The organism is Saccharomonospora piscinae (assembly GCF_005862235.1).
Lineage (GTDB): Bacteria > Actinomycetota > Actinomycetes > Mycobacteriales > Pseudonocardiaceae > Saccharomonospora > Saccharomonospora piscinae.
The window spans coordinates 177,626-195,307 of record NZ_VCEK01000007.1 but is presented as its reverse complement, the minus strand read 5'-3'; the positions used below and the strand labels follow the sequence as shown (position 1 = coordinate 195,307).

Annotated in this window: 17 protein-coding genes; 6 read left to right on the top strand and 11 right to left on the bottom strand. The window is 72.4% G+C overall.

Annotated features, from left to right (window positions below):
- Nucleotides 1–324: 324 nt before the first annotated feature.
- Nucleotides 325–1,668, bottom strand: a complete 1,344-nt coding sequence (gene glnA / locus FFT09_RS22530) for a type I glutamate--ammonia ligase (RefSeq protein WP_081193850.1) — start codon at nucleotides 1,666–1,668, stop codon at nucleotides 325–327.
- Nucleotides 1,669–1,794: 126 nt separating this feature from the next.
- Between glnA and FFT09_RS22525 the strand changes: the two genes are divergently transcribed.
- Entirely contained in the window at nucleotides 1,795–2,541 is a 747-nt protein-coding gene (locus tag FFT09_RS22525) for an LppX_LprAFG lipoprotein (protein ID WP_138383938.1), read from the top strand.
- Here the strand turns inward: FFT09_RS22525 and FFT09_RS22520 are convergent.
- Entirely contained in the window at nucleotides 2,493–4,070 is a 1,578-nt protein-coding gene (locus tag FFT09_RS22520) for an alpha/beta hydrolase (protein WP_138383937.1), read from the bottom strand. The two genes, FFT09_RS22525 and FFT09_RS22520, sit on opposite strands and share 49 nt — an antisense overlap.
- 98 nt (nucleotides 4,071–4,168) lie before the next feature.
- Here FFT09_RS22520 and secA2 point away from each other — a divergent pair, with 98 nt between their 5' ends.
- Genes secA2 through FFT09_RS22505 form a run of 3 tightly spaced genes read left to right on the top strand, consistent with a single transcriptional unit; the run spans nucleotide 4,169 to nucleotide 8,796 of the window.
- Entirely contained in the window at nucleotides 4,169–6,493 is a 2,325-nt protein-coding gene (gene secA2, locus FFT09_RS22515) for an accessory Sec system translocase SecA2 (protein WP_081193896.1), read from the top strand.
- A gap of 22 nt (nucleotides 6,494–6,515) precedes the next feature.
- Entirely contained in the window at nucleotides 6,516–8,237 is a 1,722-nt protein-coding gene (locus FFT09_RS22510; protein ID WP_081193846.1) for an NAD+ synthase, read from the top strand.
- A gap of 4 nt (nucleotides 8,238–8,241) precedes the next feature.
- Nucleotides 8,242–8,796: a methylated-DNA--[protein]-cysteine S-methyltransferase gene (locus FFT09_RS22505; protein ID WP_138383936.1), complete on the top strand. Its 555-nt coding sequence runs from the start codon at nucleotides 8,242–8,244 to the stop codon at nucleotides 8,794–8,796.
- Between the two features lie 11 nt (nucleotides 8,797–8,807).
- Here FFT09_RS22505 and FFT09_RS22500 read toward each other — a convergent pair whose 3' ends face one another.
- Together FFT09_RS22500 and FFT09_RS22495 are read right to left on the bottom strand one after the other, a co-directional pair.
- Nucleotides 8,808–9,368 carry a DinB family protein gene (locus FFT09_RS22500; protein WP_037336030.1) on the bottom strand — a complete coding sequence of 187 codons (561 nt, stop codon included), beginning with the start codon at nucleotides 9,366–9,368 and terminating at the stop codon, nucleotides 8,808–8,810.
- A complete protein-coding gene (locus FFT09_RS22495; protein ID WP_081193840.1) occupies nucleotides 9,356–10,054 on the bottom strand; it encodes a DUF998 domain-containing protein in 699 nt (232 codons plus the stop codon). The genes FFT09_RS22500 and FFT09_RS22495 overlap by 13 nt, the downstream gene beginning before the upstream one ends.
- 202 nt (nucleotides 10,055–10,256) lie before the next feature.
- On the opposite strand from FFT09_RS22495, the gene panB reads away from it, so the two are divergent.
- Together panB and pip are read left to right on the top strand one after the other, a co-directional pair.
- Nucleotides 10,257–11,153, top strand: coding sequence for a 3-methyl-2-oxobutanoate hydroxymethyltransferase (panB, locus tag FFT09_RS22490; protein WP_081193838.1), 897 nt, complete (start codon nucleotides 10,257–10,259; stop codon nucleotides 11,151–11,153).
- A gap of 91 nt (nucleotides 11,154–11,244) precedes the next feature.
- Nucleotides 11,245–12,252 carry a prolyl aminopeptidase gene (pip, locus tag FFT09_RS22485; RefSeq protein WP_138383935.1) on the top strand — a complete coding sequence of 336 codons (1,008 nt, stop codon included), beginning with the start codon at nucleotides 11,245–11,247 and terminating at the stop codon, nucleotides 12,250–12,252.
- Here pip and FFT09_RS22480 read toward each other — a convergent pair.
- The 7 genes from FFT09_RS22480 to FFT09_RS22450 form a co-directional block, all read right to left on the bottom strand.
- The gene (locus tag FFT09_RS22480; protein WP_081193836.1) at nucleotides 12,233–13,006 is read right to left on the bottom strand and encodes a helical backbone metal receptor; all 774 of its coding nucleotides are present in this window, start codon (nucleotides 13,004–13,006) and stop codon (nucleotides 12,233–12,235) included. The two genes, pip and FFT09_RS22480, sit on opposite strands and share 20 nt — an antisense overlap.
- Entirely contained in the window at nucleotides 13,003–13,410 is a 408-nt protein-coding gene (locus FFT09_RS22475) for a DUF4326 domain-containing protein (protein ID WP_138383934.1), read from the bottom strand. Before FFT09_RS22475 ends, FFT09_RS22480 begins: the two co-directional genes overlap by 4 nt.
- Nucleotides 13,397–14,821, bottom strand: a complete 1,425-nt coding sequence (locus FFT09_RS22470) for an RNB domain-containing ribonuclease (RefSeq protein WP_081193832.1) — start codon at nucleotides 14,819–14,821, stop codon at nucleotides 13,397–13,399. The genes FFT09_RS22475 and FFT09_RS22470 overlap by 14 nt, the downstream gene beginning before the upstream one ends.
- A 79-nt stretch (nucleotides 14,822–14,900) precedes the next feature.
- Nucleotides 14,901–15,122 carry a hypothetical protein gene (locus FFT09_RS22465; protein WP_024877553.1) on the bottom strand — a complete coding sequence of 74 codons (222 nt, stop codon included), beginning with the start codon at nucleotides 15,120–15,122 and terminating at the stop codon, nucleotides 14,901–14,903.
- A gap of 21 nt (nucleotides 15,123–15,143) precedes the next feature.
- Nucleotides 15,144–16,049 (bottom strand): hypothetical protein, encoded by a 906-nt coding sequence (locus tag FFT09_RS22460; protein ID WP_138383933.1) that lies wholly within the window; start codon nucleotides 16,047–16,049, stop codon nucleotides 15,144–15,146.
- An 11-nt stretch (nucleotides 16,050–16,060) separates the two neighbouring features.
- Nucleotides 16,061–17,050, bottom strand: coding sequence for a C40 family peptidase (locus tag FFT09_RS22455; protein WP_138383932.1), 990 nt, complete (start codon nucleotides 17,048–17,050; stop codon nucleotides 16,061–16,063).
- 6 nt (nucleotides 17,051–17,056) lie between these two features.
- The gene (locus FFT09_RS22450; RefSeq protein WP_081193824.1) at nucleotides 17,057–17,680 is read right to left on the bottom strand and encodes a hypothetical protein; all 624 of its coding nucleotides are present in this window, start codon (nucleotides 17,678–17,680) and stop codon (nucleotides 17,057–17,059) included.
- Nucleotides 17,681–17,682 lie beyond the last annotated feature (2 nt).

Genomic DNA, 17,682 nt, shown 5'->3' with positions numbered 1-17,682 from the left:
ACCCACAAAGGGTTCAAAACAATCATCACCACTAGATGACAATCACTAGCACACTGTTGAGTTCTCAAACAACACACGCTTATGGCTTCTAGGTACCCCGTTGGGAGCGCCACGAAACCCCGACGAGTGAACCTTGCGGCTCTTCGATGGGATTGTGGCCCTTCACCTCAAGGGCCGACCAGGTACGTTACCCGGTGCGACTCGCGGTGTCAACCCTCTCGGGTTTCTCCCGCTCGCCCCGGCCGTCCCTGGCGACAAAGAGAAGATTACACGCCGCTGAAGTCCCCTCGAACAGGGGGGGGTCCCTTACCGCGTCGTCGCAGGTCAGAGCATGGGAAGCAGCGTTCGGAGCTCGTAGGGCGTCACCTCGCTGCGGTAGTTGTCCCACTCGACCCGCTTGTTGCGGAGGAAGAAGTCGTACACGTGCTCGCCGAGTGCGTCCGGCAGCAGCTCCGAGCGCTCCATCTCCGTCAGTGCCTCGCCCAGGTTCTGCGGTAGCTCCGCGTACCCCGCCGCCTTCCGCTCGGCGTCGGTCAGCGTCCGGATGTTGTCCTCGGCCGCGGGGGGCAGCGCGTAGTCCTTCTCGATCCCCTTCAGCCCGGCGGCCAGGATCACCGAGTACGCGAGGTACGGGTTGCACGCGGAGTCCGGCGTGCGGATCTCCACCCGGCGGGAGGAGGCCTTGCCCGGCGAGTACATCGGTACCCGGACGAGCGCCGAGCGGTTCGCCCGTCCCCACGACACCGTCGTCGGCGCCTCGCCACCGTGGATCAGCCGCTTGTAGCTGTTGACCCACTGGTTCGTCACCGCCGAAATCTCCCGCGCGTGGTGGAGCAACCCGGCGACGAACGCCTTGCCGGTGGCGGACAGCTCGTACGGATCCACCTGGCTGTAGAAGGCGTTGCGGTCCCCCTCGAACAGCGACACGTGGGTGTGCATGCCGGAGCCGGGCTGCCTGCTGAACGGTTTCGGCATGAACGTGGCCCGCACGCCCTGGGTCAGGGCGACCTCCTTCACCACGTAGCGGAAGGTCATCACGTTGTCGGCCATCGTCAGGGCGTCGGCGTAGCGCAGGTCGATCTCCTGCTGTCCCGGCGCGCCCTCGTGGTGCGAGAACTCCACGGAGATGCCCATCTCCTCCAGCGCCTCGATGGCGTGCCGGCGGAAATGCGTGGCCGTGGCGTGGCTGGCCTGGTCGAAGTAGCCGCCGTTGTCGGCGGGTTCGGGTTCGCTGCCGTCCTCCGGCCGGTTGGCCAGCAGGAAGAACTCGATCTCGGGATGGACGTAGCACGTGAAGCCGGCCTCGCTGGCCTTGGCGAGCTGCCTGCGCAGCACGTGCCGTGGGTCCGCCCACGACGGCGACCCGTCCGGCATGGCGATGTCGCAGAACATCCGCGCCGAGTAGCGGTCGCCCTCCGCCGTCTCCCACGGCAGCACCTGGAAGGTGGAGGGATCCGGCTTGGCGACCATGTCCGACTCGTACACCCGGGCGAAGCCCTCGATGGCCGACCCGTCGAAACCGATGCCCTCGCTGAAGGCACCTTCGAGTTCGGCGGGAGCGACGGCGACGGACTTGAGGAAACCGAGGACGTCGGTGAACCACAGGCGCACGAAGCGGATGTCGCGTTCCTCCAGCGTGCGCAGCACGAACTCCTGCTGACGATCCATGCCGCGAGACTAGGCCGGTGATGTTAAGGCGGTGTTTCGGGTCCGTCAGCGACGTCCGACGCCCCCCGACGGGGTGACATCGTCCCTTCTCCCGGGCCCGGCCCCCGCCCCGATACCGTGAACCGCATGCTGATCCGCCGCCTCGTGCCCACCGCTCTCGCCACGCTCGTGGCGGCGGCCTCGCTCGCGGGCTGCACGGGCAATCCCGACAACACCGGCCCCCTGCCGGACGCGGGGGGACTCGTGGACACGGCGGCGGAGCGCCTGCGCGGGCTGACCGATGTCTCGTTCCACTTCCGGAGCAACGGCGCGCTGCCGGGGCTGCCGGTGCGGGAGGTCGAGGGGACGGCATCCCGGGAAGGCGGGCCCTACGGCACCGCCCAGGGAGAGGCGGACGTCCAGGCACCGGCAGGCCGGACCCAGTACACGTTCGACCTCGACGGCGAGACGCTGCGCCTGACCGACCCGGACGAGGCCGACGCCCCGGCCGTCGAGCGCACCGTGCCCCAGGCCTTCGCTCCGGCGCGGCTGCTCGACCCTGAGCGGGGGCTGCGGCAGCTACTGCTCGCGGCCACGGACCTGCGGACGGAGACCCGGGAAAACCTCGCCGACGTCGAGACCTACCGGGTCGGCGGCGGCCTCGCCCACGACGCGATCGCGGCGGTCGTGCCCACGGTGCACGACGACGTCAGCGTCAAGTTCTGGATCGCACCCGGCACCGGGAGGCTCATGCGGGTCTGGGTGCAGGTCCCGCCGAGGCAGAAGAACGAGGGCGCGGTGCAGTTGGAGCTGGCGCTGACCCGCCACAACGACACCGGCGCGACTCAGCGGCAGCGGGTGCCCTCGGGGGGCAGTTCGCCGTCGACGAGGTAGTCCGTTCCCGCCTCGTCCACGCACCGGTTGCCGACCGACAGGAAGGCCGTGTGCTGGGCGCCCTCGTAGGTCAGCAACCGGCCGCCCATCGCCTTCGCGAGGTTCACTCCCGCCTCGTACGGTGTCGCCGGGTCGTCGGTCGTGGACACCACGAGTGCCGGGGGGACGCCCTCGACGTCCGGCAGCCGAGGCTCCGAGGTGTGCTCGACCGGCCAGAACGCGCAGGCGTCCCGGGCCGACGACGGCGGCAGGCCGGGGTCGAGGAACTCGGCCGCCTCGTAGTAGTCGGCCTGGGCGCGCTCGATCTCGCCCTGGTCGGACACCGGAGGGTCGTCGACGCAGCGAACGGCCACGAGGGCCTCCTGCGTGGTGGAGTAGGTGCCGTCGGGCCCACGCTCGTAGTACATGTCGGCCAGCGCCATCATCATGCTGCCGTCGCCGTTCGCGAGCGCGCCGAGTGCCTGGTTCAGCGTCGGCCAGATCTGCTGGCTGTACAGCGCGGCGACGGTTCCGGTGGTGGCGTCCTCGAAACTCAGGACGCGGCCGTCGGCCAGGGTCGCCGGCTGGTCCACCAGTGGCCGCACCAGGTCCTGGTAGCGCTGGACGGCGGTGGCCGCGTCGGTGCCCAGCGCGCAGTCCTCCCGGGCCACGCACCACTCGACGAACTTGTCGAACGTGTTGCCGAAGCCCTCGCCCTGCGCCACGAGACTGTCGAGCATGTCCTGCTCGGGATCGACCGCGCCGTCGAGGATCATCGCGCGCACGTTGCGGGGGAACGTCTCGGCGTAGGTGTAGCCGATCCGGGTGCCGTAGGAGTAGCCGAGGTAGGACAGCTTCTCGTCGCCGAGCGCCGAGCGCAGCACGTCCATGTCCCGCACCACGTCCCTGCTGCCGAGGTTGGCCAGCATCTGTTCGCCGTGTTCGGTGCGCTCCGCGCACCGGTTCGCGAACTGCCTGGCGTCCGCCTCGGCGTCGGCGACGTCGTCGACGCCGTCCATCGCGCTGGTGTCGGCGCGGTCGGCGTCCATCTCGGCGTCGGTGAGGCACTCGATCGACGGCTCGCTGGCTCCGATGCCACGCGGGTCGAAGCCGACCAGGTCGAACTTCTCACCCAGCTCGGTACCGTCCACCGAACCGGAGAGCTGGGCCGCCGCGGCCATGCCGGAGGCTCCGGGTCCGCCCGGGTTCATCACCAGTGAGCCGATCCGCCCGTCCTCGTCGCTCGCCCGGTTCCGCAGCACCCCGACCGAGATCGTGGTGCCGCCCGGGTCGTCGTAGGACAACGGGACCGACAACCGGGCACACTCCAGTCCCTCGCCCGCGAACGCCTGCCTGGACATGGCGTCGCTCGCGAAGGGCTCGCACTCGCCCCAGTCGAGGCGCTGTGAGTAGAAGCCCTCCAGCCCTTCCGGAACCGGGCCCGCCGGCACACTCGCCTCCCGCTGCTCCTCGGCGGGCGAGCAGGCGATCAGCGACGAAAGGAGGAGTAACCCCACCGCCGGTGGCAGGTAGCGTTTGCTGGTGCGCACGCCTGTGATCGTGCCACTGTCGGTGGGAACCGGACAGAACCAGGGCTAGGTTGGGCGTGGCGTGGCCGGGCGTGCCGAAACGGACGGGAGACGAGCAGGTGGCGTTGTGGAGCCGGGTGGGGACGACGGTCAAGCGGCTGCTGTCCCGAACCGCGAGTGTCGATCTGAAGCGCTACGAGGCGCTGCTGCCCCGGGTCGGCGCGCTGGAACCGGAGCTCGAGAAGCTGTCCGACACCGAACTCACCGAGCGCGCCGCCGCGGTGCGGGAGGCCGGGGAGCTGGACAACGACCTGCTGGTGGAGATGTGCGCGCTGGGCAGGGAGGCCGCGCGGCGCGGCCTGGGTGAGCGGGCGTTCGACGTGCAGCTGCTGGGCACGATGGGCCTGCTGACCGGGCACGTGGTGCAGATGGCGACCGGTGAGGGCAAGACCCTGTCGGGAGCGCTCGCCGCCGCGGGTTACGCGCTGCGGGGCAAGCGGGTTCACGTCATCTCGGTGAACGACTACCTGGCGCGCCGTGACGCGGAGTGGATGCGTCCCATCTACGACCTGCTCGGAGTGTCGGTGGGCTGGGTGGAGCCCGCGCTGACCGCCGACGAGCGGCGCACCGCCTACCACAGCGAGGTCTGCTACGGCGCGGTGAGCGAGATCGGGTTCGACGTGCTGCGCGACCGGCTGGTCACGTCGGAGGACGCGCTGACGCAACCCGAACCCGAGGTGGCCGTCGTGGACGAGGCCGACTCGGTGCTGGTGGACGAGGCGCGGGTTCCGCTGGTCATGGCGGGCTCGGTGGACGCCGGTGTCGCCGACGAGGAGGTCGCCAAGATCGTGCGGCGGCTGCGGGTCGGCCTGCACTACGAGACCGACCCGGACGGCCGCAACGCCTGGCTCACGGCGGCGGGGGCGTCGGTGGTCGAGAAGTCCCTCGGCGGCATCGACCTCTACGACGAGGACGGCTCCGACCGCCTCGCCGGTGTCAACGCGGCCCTGCACGCCCACGCGCTGCTGACCCGCGACGTGGACTACCTGGTACGGGACGGCAAGGTCCGGCTCATCAACGCCTCGCGGGGCAGGGTCGCCGAGTTGCAGCGCTGGCCCGACGGGTTGCAGGCCGCGGTGGAGGCCAAGGAGCAGGTCGCGCCGTCGGAGCACGGCGAGATCCTCGACTCGATCACCGTACAGGCCCTGCTGGCGCGGTATCCCCGGGTCGCCGGGATGACGGGCACGGCGGCGGCGGTGGCGGAGCAGCTGCGGGAGTTCTACGAACTCGAGGTCGCCGTGATCCCGCCGAACACGCCGAACGTCAGGGAGGATCTTCCCCATCGGGTGTTCACCACGCCCACCCGCAAGCTGCGGGCGATCGTCGACGAGATCCGGGAGGTCCACGAGACGGGCAGGCCGATCCTGGTCGGCACGCAGGACGTGGCGGAGTCGGAGGAACTCGCCGAGAAGCTGCGCAAGTCCGGGCTCTCGTGCATCGTGCTCAACGCCCGCAACGACGCCGAGGAGGCGGCGGTGATCGCGCAGGCCGGCGCGCACGCCGTGATCACGGTGTCGACGCAGATGGCGGGCCGGGGCACCGACATCCGGCTCGGTGGCGCCGACGGCGAGGACGCCGAGCGGGTGGCCGAGCTGGGCGGGCTGCACGTCATCGGCACGGCGCGCTACCCCAGCAGCAGGCTCGACGACCAGCTGCGCGGCCGGGCCGGCAGGCAGGGTGATCCGGGCAGTTCGGTGTTCTTCGCCAGCCTCGGCGACGAGCTGGTGCTCGCGCACGCACCCGACGTCCCGGAGGGCATCGCCGCCGACGAGGACACCGGAGAGATCACCGAGGCGGCGGCCCACCGGCAGCTCAACCACGCGCAGCGCGTCGCCGAGGGCGTCGACCTGGAGATCCACCGCAACACGTGGCGGTACACGCGGCTGATCGAGCACCAGCGTGCCGAACTGCTGCGCTACCGCGACGACGTGCTGCGCCACGACACGGCCCTCACCCTGCTGCGGGAGGCCGAGCCCGACCGGTGCGCCGAGCTCGCCGAGTCGCTCGGCGAGCAGAAGCTCGGCCAGGTGTGCCGCGAGGTGGTCCTGTTCCACCTCGACCAGCTGTGGGCGGATCACCTGGCGTTCCTGACCGAGGTGCGGGAGACCATCCACCTGCGGGCGCTGGCGAAGGAGGCCCCGCTCGACGAGTTCCACCGGACGGCCATCCCGGCGTTTCGCAAGATCCGCGACGAGATGGAGAAGCGCTCGGCGAAGACCCTGCTGGAGGCCGAGATCACCGACGACGGCGTGGACCTGGCCAGGGCCGGGGTGCGCAGGCCGACGTCGACGTGGACCTACCTGGTGCAGGACAACCCGTTCGACTCCGACGCCGAACAGGCACTCAAGAAGGTGCGGGGGATGCTGCGCAAGAAGCGTTCCTGACCGGGTGCGCGAGAATGGGGGCATGCCACTACTGCGCATCGCCCTGGCCCAGGTCAACACCACCGTCGGGGACCTGGCCGGCAACGCGGCCCTCGTCGTGGACCGCACCCGGCAGGCCGCGGCCGAGGGAGCCCACGTCGTCGTCTTCCCGGAGATGACGCTCACGGGATATCCGGTGGAGGACCTGGCGCTGCGCGGCACGTTCGCGGCGGCGTCGCGGGCCGCCGTGGACGACCTCGCGAGGGATCTCGCCGACGCCGGGCACGGCGACGTCTGCGTGCTCGTCGGGTACCTGGGTGCCGACGCGGTGGGCCCGCGCAACGCCGTGGCCGCGTTGTACCGCGGCGAGGTGGTCGCGACGCAGGACAAGCACCACCTGCCGAACTACGGGGTCTTCGACGAGCGCCGCTACTTCAAGCCCGGCGACACGCTGACCGTGCTGCGGCTGCACGGCGCCGACCTGGGCATGGTGATCTGCGAGGACCTGTGGCAGGAGGGTGGACCCGTCACCGCCCTGGGTGAGGCCGGTGTCGATCTGGTGCTCTCGCCCAACGCCTCGCCGTACGAGCGCGCGAAGGACGACGTGCGGCTGCCGTTGGTCGCGCGGCGGGCCGCCGAGGCGGGCGCGCCCGTCGTCTACACGAACCAGGTGGGCGGGCAGGACGATCTGGTCTTCGACGGGGACTCGATCGTGGTGGACGCCGACGGCACGCTGCTGGCGCGGGCTCCGCAGTTCACCGAGCACCTGATGGTCGTGGACGTGGACCTGCCCGAACGGGACCGGCCGCTCGACGAGCGGGGCGTGGCCGGGTTCCTGGTACGCAGGCGGGTGCTGGGCGGCACCCCGGCGCGGCCGGAGGGCGAACCCCGGCAGCTCTCGGTGGCCGAGCCCCTGCCCGATCAGGCGGAGGTGTGGTCGGCGCTGGTGGTGGGCCTGCGCGACTACGCCCGCAAGAACGGCTTCGGCTCGGTGATCCTGGGCTTCTCGGGCGGCATCGACTCGGCGGTGACGGCCGCGCTCGCCGCGGACGCGCTCGGCGGCGACGCGGTTCACGGCGTGTCGATGCCCTCCCGGTACTCGTCCGAGCACTCGCGCTCGGACGCCGCCGACCTGGCCCGCAGGCTCGGGTGTCACTTCCGGGTGGAGCCGGTCGAGACGATGGTGGAGACCTACGTCGGCCAGCTCGGGCTCCAGGGGCTCGCGGAGGAGAACATCCAGGCCCGGGTCCGGGGGATGCTGCTCATGGCGCTGTCGAACCAGGAGGGGCACCTCGTACTGGCCACGGGGAACAAGACCGAGCTGGCCGTGGGCTACTCGACGATCTACGGCGACGCCGTCGGCGGCTTCGCCCCGATCAAGGACGTGTTCAAGACCCACGTGTGGGAGCTGGCCCGCTGGCGCAACGCGGACGCCGAGAAGCGCGGCGAGACACCGCCGATCCCGCCGAACTCGATCACGAAACCGCCGTCGGCCGAGTTGCGGCCCGGCCAGCTGGACACCGACTCGCTGCCCGACTACGCCCTGCTCGACGACATCCTGGACGACTACGTGGAGGGCGACCGGGGCTTTTCCGACCTGCTGGCGGCGGGCTTCGAGGCCGAGACGGTGGACCGCGTGGTCCGGCTGGTGGATCGTGCCGAGTACAAGCGCAGGCAGTACCCGCCGGGCACCAAGATCACGTTCAAGGCTTTCGGCCGGGACCGGCGGCTGCCCATGACCAACGCCTGGCGCGAGGTGCACTGATCCGATGACGGTGCGCTTCACGGTGTTCGGCACCGCGCTGGGCGCGGGTGGCCTCGCGTGGCGACCCGCACCGTCCGCCACGGCGGTGGTCGTGCGCAGCCTGCTGCCCGAGCGCGACGCCGAGCGGGTGCGCGCGACGTTCGCGACCGACCTGCCCGGCGCGGTGGAGGACGACCCTCCGGCGGAGGTGGCCTCGATGATCGAGCGGGTGGCGGCGCTGTTTCGCGGCGAGCCGGTGGATCTCTCGGCGGTACCGCTGGACCTCGCGGCGGTACCGGCGTTCCCCCGGCGGGTCTACGAAGTGGTGCTGGCCGTCCCGGCAGGGCGCACGGTGACCTACGGCGAGGTCGCCGCGCGGCTCGGCGAGCCGGGCGCGGCCAGGGCGGTCGGGCGGGCGCTGGGCGCCAACCGGTTCGCGCCGATCGTGCCGTGTCACCGCGTGCTCGCCGCGAACGGTGGGCTGGGCGGCTTCTCCGCGCCGGGCGGGGTGGCCACGAAGCAGCGCCTGCTCGCGCTGGAACGGGCGCGAGCGGAGCAACCGGGGCTGTTCGAGCTCTGAGCCGGCCGCGCTCAGTTCGGGGGCCGCCACGGCGTGAGCCACGGGGTGTCCGGCCACTGCTCGGCCGCTGCCATCAGGGCGAACGCGGTGGCGCCGTCGAGGGATTCCCGGATGATGTCCGCGTGCCCGGCGTGGCGGGCCGTCTCCTCGATGAGATGGAGCAGGACCCAGCGCACCGACCAGGCAGGCACGTCGTCGGGAAACCACGGCACGTCCCGGGGCACCGGGACCGCGGCGCCGAGGTCGCCGAGACCGGCGACGATCTCCTCCGTGCGGTTGGCCACCGACTCGTACTCCTCGACGAGGTCGGCCAGCGTCTCCCAGGGAGCGACCCACAGGTCGGCACCGGGGTCGGTGGGCGGCAGCCCCGCGACGACGTCCAGCCACGCACGCTCGGTGCGGCTGACGTGCTTGAGGATGCCGCCGAGGCAGAGCGCGCTGGCCGTGGGTGTGGCCCTGATCTGCTGTTCGGTCAGCCCGTAGGTCGTCAGGCACAGGACGTAACGCTGCTGAGCGAGATAGTCGAGCAGGCCCTCCCGCTCGTCGGCCACCGGGCCGATCATCCCGGGCACGAGGCCGACCTCTCGCGGGGCGGGCGCTGCCGCGCGGGCGGGCGCACCGCGCCCATGGTGAGCACGTAGGCGGCGCCCAGGACGAACAGGACGGAGGCGCCCACGGCCTGGACCCGCACGGCGAGTCCCAGGAACTGCCCGTCGGTCATCCCGGCGGAGGCCACCACCGTCAGCGCGGTGAACTGCACCAGCAGCACCGAGCCCGCCGCGATCCGCCACCGGCTGTGCCACCACGCGGTCACGACCGCGGGCCCCACGAGGTACTGCAGGCCCACGCTCAGCCCCACCGTCCGGCTGAGGCCCGTCGGTTCGCCGCACAGCCCGGGCGGGGCGGGCACGCACTCCGTGGGCACCGCCGCGCGCAGCAGCAGGATCACGCCGAAGGCGAACACCAGGCCCACGGTGAGCCTGCCGAGCCAGTGGACCGGTGCGAGCCGCAACAGCGGAGGGCTCGCCAGCACGAAGGCGCCACCGGCGATGCCGTCGGCGACGCGGAAGACCACCCCGGACGGCTGGCCGACCGCGGCGAGCTGCGACGGCAGCGTGTGCCACGGCGACAGCGCGGTGTCCACGACGAGCTGCGCCAGGAAACCCAGGTGAGCCACCGCTCCGACGAGCAGCAGCGCAGCGGTGAGCCTGCGCACCGCTGACAGCGGCGGCGCGGCGGGGTGCAGGCCCGACAGCATGGCGAGTTACTTACCACGCCGTCACGCTGTCGTGGTAGGCAACTGGTGACTCTCGGCGTCCGGCATGGCGGGTACGGCCAGGGCTGTGAACCTCGTCGCAGCACCCTTGGGCAGCATTCTCCCTGGTGGGACGCTGGGAATTGCCCACGATCCACGACCCGGGGACCGCGCCGCGGCCTCGAGGGAAGGACGGTCGACAGCGATGTCTCACGACACCGGCACCACCGCAGGCCCGGCGGGGACGCCCGAGAGCCCGGCACCGTACGGAACGGGACCAGGCAGCTCCCCGGGCCCGTCCACCCGCAAGCGGGTGCGCATCCACCACCTGCGGGAGCTGAAGCAGCGGGGCGAGCCCTGGCCGATGCTCACCGCCTACGACACCTACTCCGCCCGCCTGTTCGACGACGCGGGCATTCCCGTGCTGCTGGTGGGCGACTCGGCGGCCAACACGGTCTACGGCTACGAGTCCTCGCTGCCGGTCACCGTGGAGGAGATGCTGCCACTCGTTCGTGCGGTGACGCGCTCGGTCACGACCTCGCTCGTGGTGGCCGACCTGCCGTTCGGCTCCTACCAGGCCTCGGTCGAACAGGCGGTGACCACGTCGGCCCGGTTCATGAAGGAGGGCCGCGCGCACGCCGTGAAGCTGGAGGGCGGCAGGCGTCTCGCGCCCCACGTGGAGGCGGTCACGGGGGCCGGGGTCCCGGTGATGGGCCACATCGGGTTCACGCCGCAGAGTGAGCACAACCTCGGCGGCTACCGGGTGCAGGGGCGCGGCGCCTCGGGGGACGCGCTGATCGCCGACGCGCTCGCCCTGCAGGACGCCGGCGCGTTCGCGGTGGTGATGGAGATGGTGCCCGCCGAGATCGCCAAGCAGATCACCCACGAGCTGCACGTGCCGACCGTCGGCATCGGCGCGGGACCGGACTGCGACGCGCAGGTGCTCGTCTGGCAGGACATGGCCGGGCTGCGTCCCGGCAGGGTGCCGAGGTTCGTCAAGCAGTACGCCGACCTCGCCGGAACGCTCACCACGGCGGCGAAGGCGTTCGCCGACGACGTCCGCGGTGGCACGTTCCCCGCTCCCGAGCACACCTTCCACTGACAGAATCCTCGGACAGGACCAGGCGCCACGTCCGGTGCCTGGTCCTGTCCGTGTGTCCGTGTCCGTGCGAGTCCAGGAGGGTGCCGAGCCGATGCCGGAGGCAACGCAGACGGAACCGGAGCTGTATCCGGCGATCTCACCGCACGCGCGGGGAATGCTGGAGGTCGGAGACGGCAACCGGGTGTACTGGGAGGTCAGCGGCAACCCCGAGGGCAGGCCGGCCGTCGTGCTGCACGGCGGGCCCGGCAGCGGCAGTGATCCCCTGACCCGGCGGCACTTCGACCCCGCCCGCTACCGCGTCGTGCAGTTCGACCAGCGCGGTTCCGGCCGCAGCACGCCACACGTCGGCGACCCCGCTGCCGATCTGTCGGTGAACACGACGTGGCATCTGGTGGCCGACATGGAGTTGCTGCGCGAGCACCTGGGCATCGACCGGTGGCTGGTGCTCGGTGGTTCCTGGGGGGCCACGCTGGCGCTGGCCTACGCCGAGACGCATCGCGAGCGGGTCAGCGGGCTCGTGCTGCGCGGGGTGTTCACCGCGCGGTCCACGGAGCTGGACTGGCTGTACCGGGGCGGGGCGGGCCACCTGTTTCCCGAACAGTGGCGGCACTACGTGGACGTCGTGCCCCCGTCCGGGCGGGACGACCCGCTCGCGGCCTACCGGGAGCTGGTCGAGGGCCCCGACCGGGCCGCGGCCGAGCGCGCGGCCGTGGCGTGGAGCGCGTGGGAGGGCGCGGTCGTGTCCGTCGTCCCGCAGGACGGCTACCTGCGCGGGTACAGCGCACCGGCCTTCGCGGTGCCGTTCGCGCGGATCGCGCTGCACTACTTCAGCCACCGGGCATGGCTGGACGAGGGTCAGCTGGTGCGCGACGCACACCGGCTCGCCGGTATCCCCGGCCACATCGTGCAGGGCCGCTACGACCTCGTGTGCCCTCCCGTCACGGCGTTCGAGCTGCACCGGGCGTGGCCGGACTCGACGCTGACCATGCTGGAGGGCGCGGGGCACGCGGTGACCGACCCCGGCATGCTGGCCGCGCTGCGCCGGGCCACGGACGCGCTCGGCGACGAGGTCACCGGAGTCACCGGGTCACCGGCGTGAGGGCCGCCGCCAGCTCCCGTCGCGCCCCCGCGAGTGACGGGCCGTACCACGTGAGCAAGCGCCCGGACACCAGCGCGTAGGGCACCCCGGGGAAGTGGCCGGGACCGTCGTCGTCGGTGAACAGGTAGGGCTCGTCCGGCAGCACCAGCAGCTCGGCGTCCCCTTCGGCGAAGCGCGAGCGCAGTTCGGCCAGCGGCGGGCGGGGGTAACGGTCGTCGTGGCCGTCGTAGGCATTGCCGATCCCGAGCCTGCGCAGCACGTCGCCGCCGAAGGTGTCGCGCCCCAGCACCACCCACGGCTTGCGCCACACGGGCACCACCGCGCGGGTCGTCACCGGCGCGGGCTCCCGCCATTCCCGCTCGGCCTCGGCGAGCCAGCCGGGCACGCCCGCGTCGAACGCGCGGGTGAACAACGCTCGCAGCGACGCCAGCGCCTTCGGCACCGTGGCGGGCGCCGCCGTGACCCACACGGCCACTCCCGCCTCCCGGAGCCGCCGCACGTCCTCGGGCCGGTTCTCCTCCGAGTTGGCCAGCACCAGCTCCGGCGCGCAGTCGAGCACGGCGTCCACCGTCGGGTACTTCGAACCGCCGACCCTGGCCACGGCGAGGTCACCGGGATGCGAGCAGTAGTCGGTGGCCCCCACCAGCACGTCCGGCACGGTGGTGGCCACGGCCTCCGTCAGCGACGGCACCAGCGACACCACCCGGCGCGGAGCGCGCGGCAGGGTGACGTCGGCACCCAGATCGTCTCTCATGCCGTGTACTCCACCAGAACGTCCGCGTGACACGGCTGCGGGGCGCACCAGCAGCCGAGCGCGCGACCGCGCAGCTCTCCCCCGTCCAGTCTGCGCAGCAGCTCGGGTCGCTCACGCAGGTAACGCCGGTAGTGGCGCACCATCTCCTCCCGGTCCCGCTTCGCCTCCGCGACGAACGGGTTGGCGAAGTCGGACTCCGGCCATCCGTGCCGGTTGCCCCGGTGCCCCACGTACGTCAGCAGGTCGTGCTCCACCAGCCACGGCACCAGGTGGCGGTGCGGGCCGGACCGGCGGACGTTGACCACCACGCCGTGCCCGCCGAGCACCCGCTCGCGCAGCGCGCGTTCCTCGTCGGTCCAGCCCCGGCTCCGCTCGTCGGCGGGCTCACTCTCACGCCTGCTCAAACCACACCTTCCGCTCGGGTCCGTCCACTCGGGTGAGCCGCACGGTGATCCTGCTGCCCTCGGGCGCGGTGACCCCGGAGCAGCGGGTCAGCATCGGCGGGTCGTCGACGAACACCTCCGCCGCACCGCCGCCCGGGCCCTCGCCCCGCAGCACCACGGCACCGAACGTGCCGCCCACCCGCCCCGCGAGCACCCAGGTCCCCACCTGGTCCAGACACGCCTTCTCCACCCGCGCGGCGACCGAGTCCGACACCCCCATCAGGCGGGGCAGTTCGGGAAGCGCCACGCGCACCCACTCCGGGACCGGTCTGCCGTCGGCCACGGCGAGACACACCTCGCAGGCGAAGCGATCCACCAGCCGGCGGATCGGGGCCGTGACGTGGGTGTACGGGCTGCCGATGCCCGCGTGTCCCACCTCGCCGGGCAGGTCGCCGTCGAACGCCGTGTAACCCGCCCCTCGCAGCAGCCGCACGGTTCCCGCGTGCAACGCCAGCGAGGCGGGGTCGGCGGGGTCGAGCCCGGCCAGCACCTCGGCGACTCCCGCCGAGTGGGGCCAGTCGACACCGAGCGCCCTGGCCGATCGCCGCAGCCAGTTCACCGCGTCCGCCCCCGCCTCGGGGACGGTGCGCAGCACCCCCACACCCGCACCGATCATGAGCTGGGCGGCGGCCATACCGGTCAGCAGCGAGATCTCGGCGTTCCACTCCTCCACCGCGTGCCTGGGCCTGCGGGTGAGCGCCCAGTCCCCGTCCGGGCCCTGGCGGACGCGCTGCTCCGGTACCTGCGGCTCGACCGCGCCCCGCCCGGCCGCGTGCTCCCGGCGCAGCCTGCCCAGCTCCGGCAACAGCGAGACCGACGGGTGTGCCGTGCCGTCGGCCAGTGCCGCGGCCACCGAGTCGTGGTCGAGCCTGCGCACCGACCGCACCCAGGCCCGGCCGACCCGCACGGCGGTGACCTCGCCCGCCGAATCGAGATCGATCGTCCACAACACTGCCGGGCGCACCACGCCCGGCAGCAGGCTGGCCGCGTGTTCGGCCAGGATCGGTGGATGCAGCCCCACGTTGCCGTCGGGCAGGTAGAGCGTCTGCCCCCGGCGCCGGGCCTCGGCGTCGAGTCGCCCACCCACCGGGACGAACGCGGCCAGGTCCGCGATCGCGTAGTACACGCGGTAGCCACGGCGACCCCGCCGCGCCAGCAGCATGGCCTGGTCCAGATCCTTCGCTCCGGGAGGATCGACGGTCACGAGCGGCAGCTCGGTGGCATCGCGGCGCCGCCCAGGGCAGGTCAGCGGATCACCCGCGACGACCTCCGCCTCCGCGAGCGCGTCCGGGGGGAACGACTCCGGCAGGGCGAACTCGGCGCGCAGCGAGGCGAAGTCGCCGGCGCCCTGGCCGTGCGCCACCAGAGCCACACCTCGACACTAACCCCGCCGGGCGCCGGTGTGCCCGCCTCAGAGCTCGTCAGCGCTCGTCAGAGCCCGTCACAGCTCGTCAGAGCTCGTCAACGTCCTCGCCCTCCCACTCGGCCTCCCGGCGGTCGGCGCGTCGCGTGCGCTCGCGGGCGATCTCCAGGGCATTCCGTGCGGTGGCCTCGTCCGGGTACGGACCCATCAGGTCGATGGCCCGCGACAGCTCACCGTGCTCCACCTCGCCGGTGCGTGTGTTGTACCACCAGCCGGACGGCGGGTTCGGGTCGTTGCTCTTGGCTGCCATACCCGTCAGCGTACGTCGCTCTCAGTGCCGGTAGCGGTACGGAATCTCGGTGGATTCGTCGCCGGTCGGCCCGAACTCCGGCGCGGGCGACTCGGTGGCCTGCTCCGTCGCCGAATCCGGGTTCGGCGGCGCCGAACCAGCCGCCCGCGCGGCGGGGTCGGCGCCGTCGGCCAGCTCGAACCAGTCGCGCTGTCCCGCTCCCGCGCCCGGCTCCCGCGGCGTCGGCGTGGCCGGTGACGGTGCCGTGGGCTGTGTGGGCTGTGCGGGAGGCGCGGGCGGCGGCGCGGCGGGGCGGGACTGCGCCGTGGTGGCCGTGTTGGTCGTTGGCGTGGTGCGCCACACCGGCTGCGGTCCGATGTTCATGGGCGCCGCGCCCGGCCGGGCACGCCCCCGGGGCGCCGGGTCGGCGGGTTCGGGTGAGCCGGCCGGGCTCGCCGCCTCGCGTCGCGCCGCGATCGGGTCGAGACACGGCACCAGCGCGACCGTGGCCTCCGGGTCGGTCACGCGGCGGCCGGTGCGGTCGCGGTAGACCAGCTCACCGTCGGCGTCCAGCTCGACGAGGTAGCCCGCTTCGGCGAGCTGTTCCTCGTCGAGGTCGACGAGACGTTCCGGCCGGGACGGCACCACGCGGTAGGTCGGCCACGACAACCCCCGGTGGGTGTCGTGAAACTGGCCGAGCAGGGACGCGAGCTGCTGCTGCCACGGCAACGGCATGTCCTCGGCCAGCGAGCGCGGCAGCACGACGTAGTGTTCGCTGACTCCCGGCGCGTCACCGCCGAGCTGGTCGGCCAGCGGTGTGCTCGACACCGGCGCCCGCCCCCGTCCCTGGCGCGACGCCGCGGGCGGGAACGCGGACTCGACGTCGAACGCCTGCGGCACCACGACCGGGCTCTTCGCCCTGCTGCGCCTGCCCCACTTCTTGGCCACGGGCCTCCTCCTCACACTCCCGGCCGCACCGCTTGCGGCACGAGACCGGCCTCGTCCCACGAGATCGCCCGCGTGTGTACGGGCACCCCGGACTGCTGCGCCTCCACGATGGTGCCGTCCCCGATGTACAGGGCCACGTGGTGGATGGTCGCCGGGTCGGCCGAGTCGTAGGCCCAGAACACGAGATCGCCCGGCTGCGCCTGCTCCACCGGCAGCATCGCGCCCGCCTGGTACTGGTCGCGTGACACGCGCGGCAGGGTGATGCCCGCCGACTCGTAGGCACGCAACATGAGCCCCGAACAGTCGTAGGAATCCGGGCCCACCGCGCCCCACACGTACGGCTTGCCCCGCTCCTCCAACGCGAAGTCGATGGCCTGGCCCGCCTGCTCGTTGGGTGGCAGTGCCGAGCCCATGCCGGGGCCGCAGCCCGTGGCGTCGGGCACCTCGCCCATGGTCTCCACCAGGTAGACCGCCATCGGCTCCCACTCGTGGTAGCGGTCCGGAAACGCCGAACGCTCCACGGCCTGCGCCGCGTCGCCGGGCCGCAGGCTCTCCCAGCCGGGGATGGCCTCCAGAACGTCGTAGAACTTGTTGATGGCGTAGGTCGGGTCGGTGACCTGCGCGGGCGTGCCCCACCCCATCGACGGCCGCATCTGGAAGATGCCGAGCGAGTCGCGGTCACCGTAGTCGAGGCTGCGCAGGCCCGACTCGGTCATGCCGGCCTGGATGGCGATCTGCCACGCCCTCGGCGAGAGGTCGCGTTCCTGGCCGATCGAGATGATGCGCGACACCGTGTCGAGCTGCTCGCCCGCGAGGTTGCCCGCGTCGGTGGCGCCCCGCCCCTGCTGGCCGGGCTGGGTCGGGCCCAGTGCGGCGTTGCAGCTCACCGGTGTGGCGTGGGCGTGCTGGCGCTGGCTGTCGATGACCAGAACCGCACCGGCCGCCACCAGCACGGTCATGGTGGCGGCGGCGACGAAACCGATCAGCAGCCCGGCTCGCACGGCGCCTCACTCCTCCGTCTCGGTGTAGTCGGACACGCGCCACCCGGTGTCGGTGTCGACGACGGTGACGAGCAGCCCGGGTCCGTCGGTGGTGAGCTCGACCTCCACCGACTTGGGATGGGCCTGCCGTGCCTCGGGCTCCCCCACGACCTCCGTGGCCGTGATGTTGTCGGGCTCCACGCTGCGCAGCTGGGGCCAGAACTCCGGGGTGGTCAGGGGGCGCAGCCCGTCGAGCCACGTCTCCGCCGACCCGTCCGCGGGCCGCGTCACCCATGCCTCGGCCCATTCCCGTGCCCTGCGCAGTGCCTCGGGAGCGGGTTCGGTCTCCGACGGCGTTGCCAGTGGTTCGGACAACCGCGTCGGCAGCGCCTCCCGGTCCAGCGTGGCCGACGGCCCGCCATCGGTCTCCGGTGACGCCTCGTCCGACGACGCTCCCGCGGCGCCCGGGGTGACCGGGCCCGCGCCACCGCCGGCGCTGTCTCCGACGAGTCTCGGCACGAGCATCCCCGCGGCGATCAGGACGGCGGCGACCAGGATGACCGTGCCCACGAGGTGCGAGGGCGACCGCATGGGAAAGCCCCAGAGGCGCCGGTACACCGCGGCCCGGCCCCGGTTGGTGCGGATGGGCATGT

Bases quoted from the DNA above. Each gene is read 5' to 3' on its own strand.
- glnA (WP_081193850.1), bottom strand. From the start codon at position 1,668: ATGGATCGTCAGCAGGAGTTCGTGCTGCGCACGCTGGAGGAACGCGAC.
- FFT09_RS22525 (WP_138383938.1), top strand. From the start codon at position 1,795: ATGCTGATCCGCCGCCTCGTGCCCACCGCTCTCGCCACGCTCGTGGCG.
- FFT09_RS22510 (WP_081193846.1), top strand. From the start codon at position 6,516: ATGCCACTACTGCGCATCGCCCTGGCCCAGGTCAACACCACCGTCGGG.
- FFT09_RS22505 (WP_138383936.1), top strand. From the start codon at position 8,242: ATGACGGTGCGCTTCACGGTGTTCGGCACCGCGCTGGGCGCGGGTGGC.
- FFT09_RS22495 (WP_081193840.1), bottom strand. From the start codon at position 10,054: ATGCTGTCGGGCCTGCACCCCGCCGCGCCGCCGCTGTCAGCGGTGCGC.
- panB (WP_081193838.1), top strand. From the start codon at position 10,257: ATGTCTCACGACACCGGCACCACCGCAGGCCCGGCGGGGACGCCCGAG.
- pip (WP_138383935.1), top strand. From the start codon at position 11,245: ATGCCGGAGGCAACGCAGACGGAACCGGAGCTGTATCCGGCGATCTCA.
- FFT09_RS22480 (WP_081193836.1), bottom strand. From the start codon at position 13,006: ATGAGAGACGATCTGGGTGCCGACGTCACCCTGCCGCGCGCTCCGCGC.
- FFT09_RS22465 (WP_024877553.1), bottom strand. From the start codon at position 15,122: ATGGCAGCCAAGAGCAACGACCCGAACCCGCCGTCCGGCTGGTGGTAC.
- FFT09_RS22450 (WP_081193824.1), bottom strand. From the start codon at position 17,680: ATGCCCATCCGCACCAACCGGGGCCGGGCCGCGGTGTACCGGCGCCTC.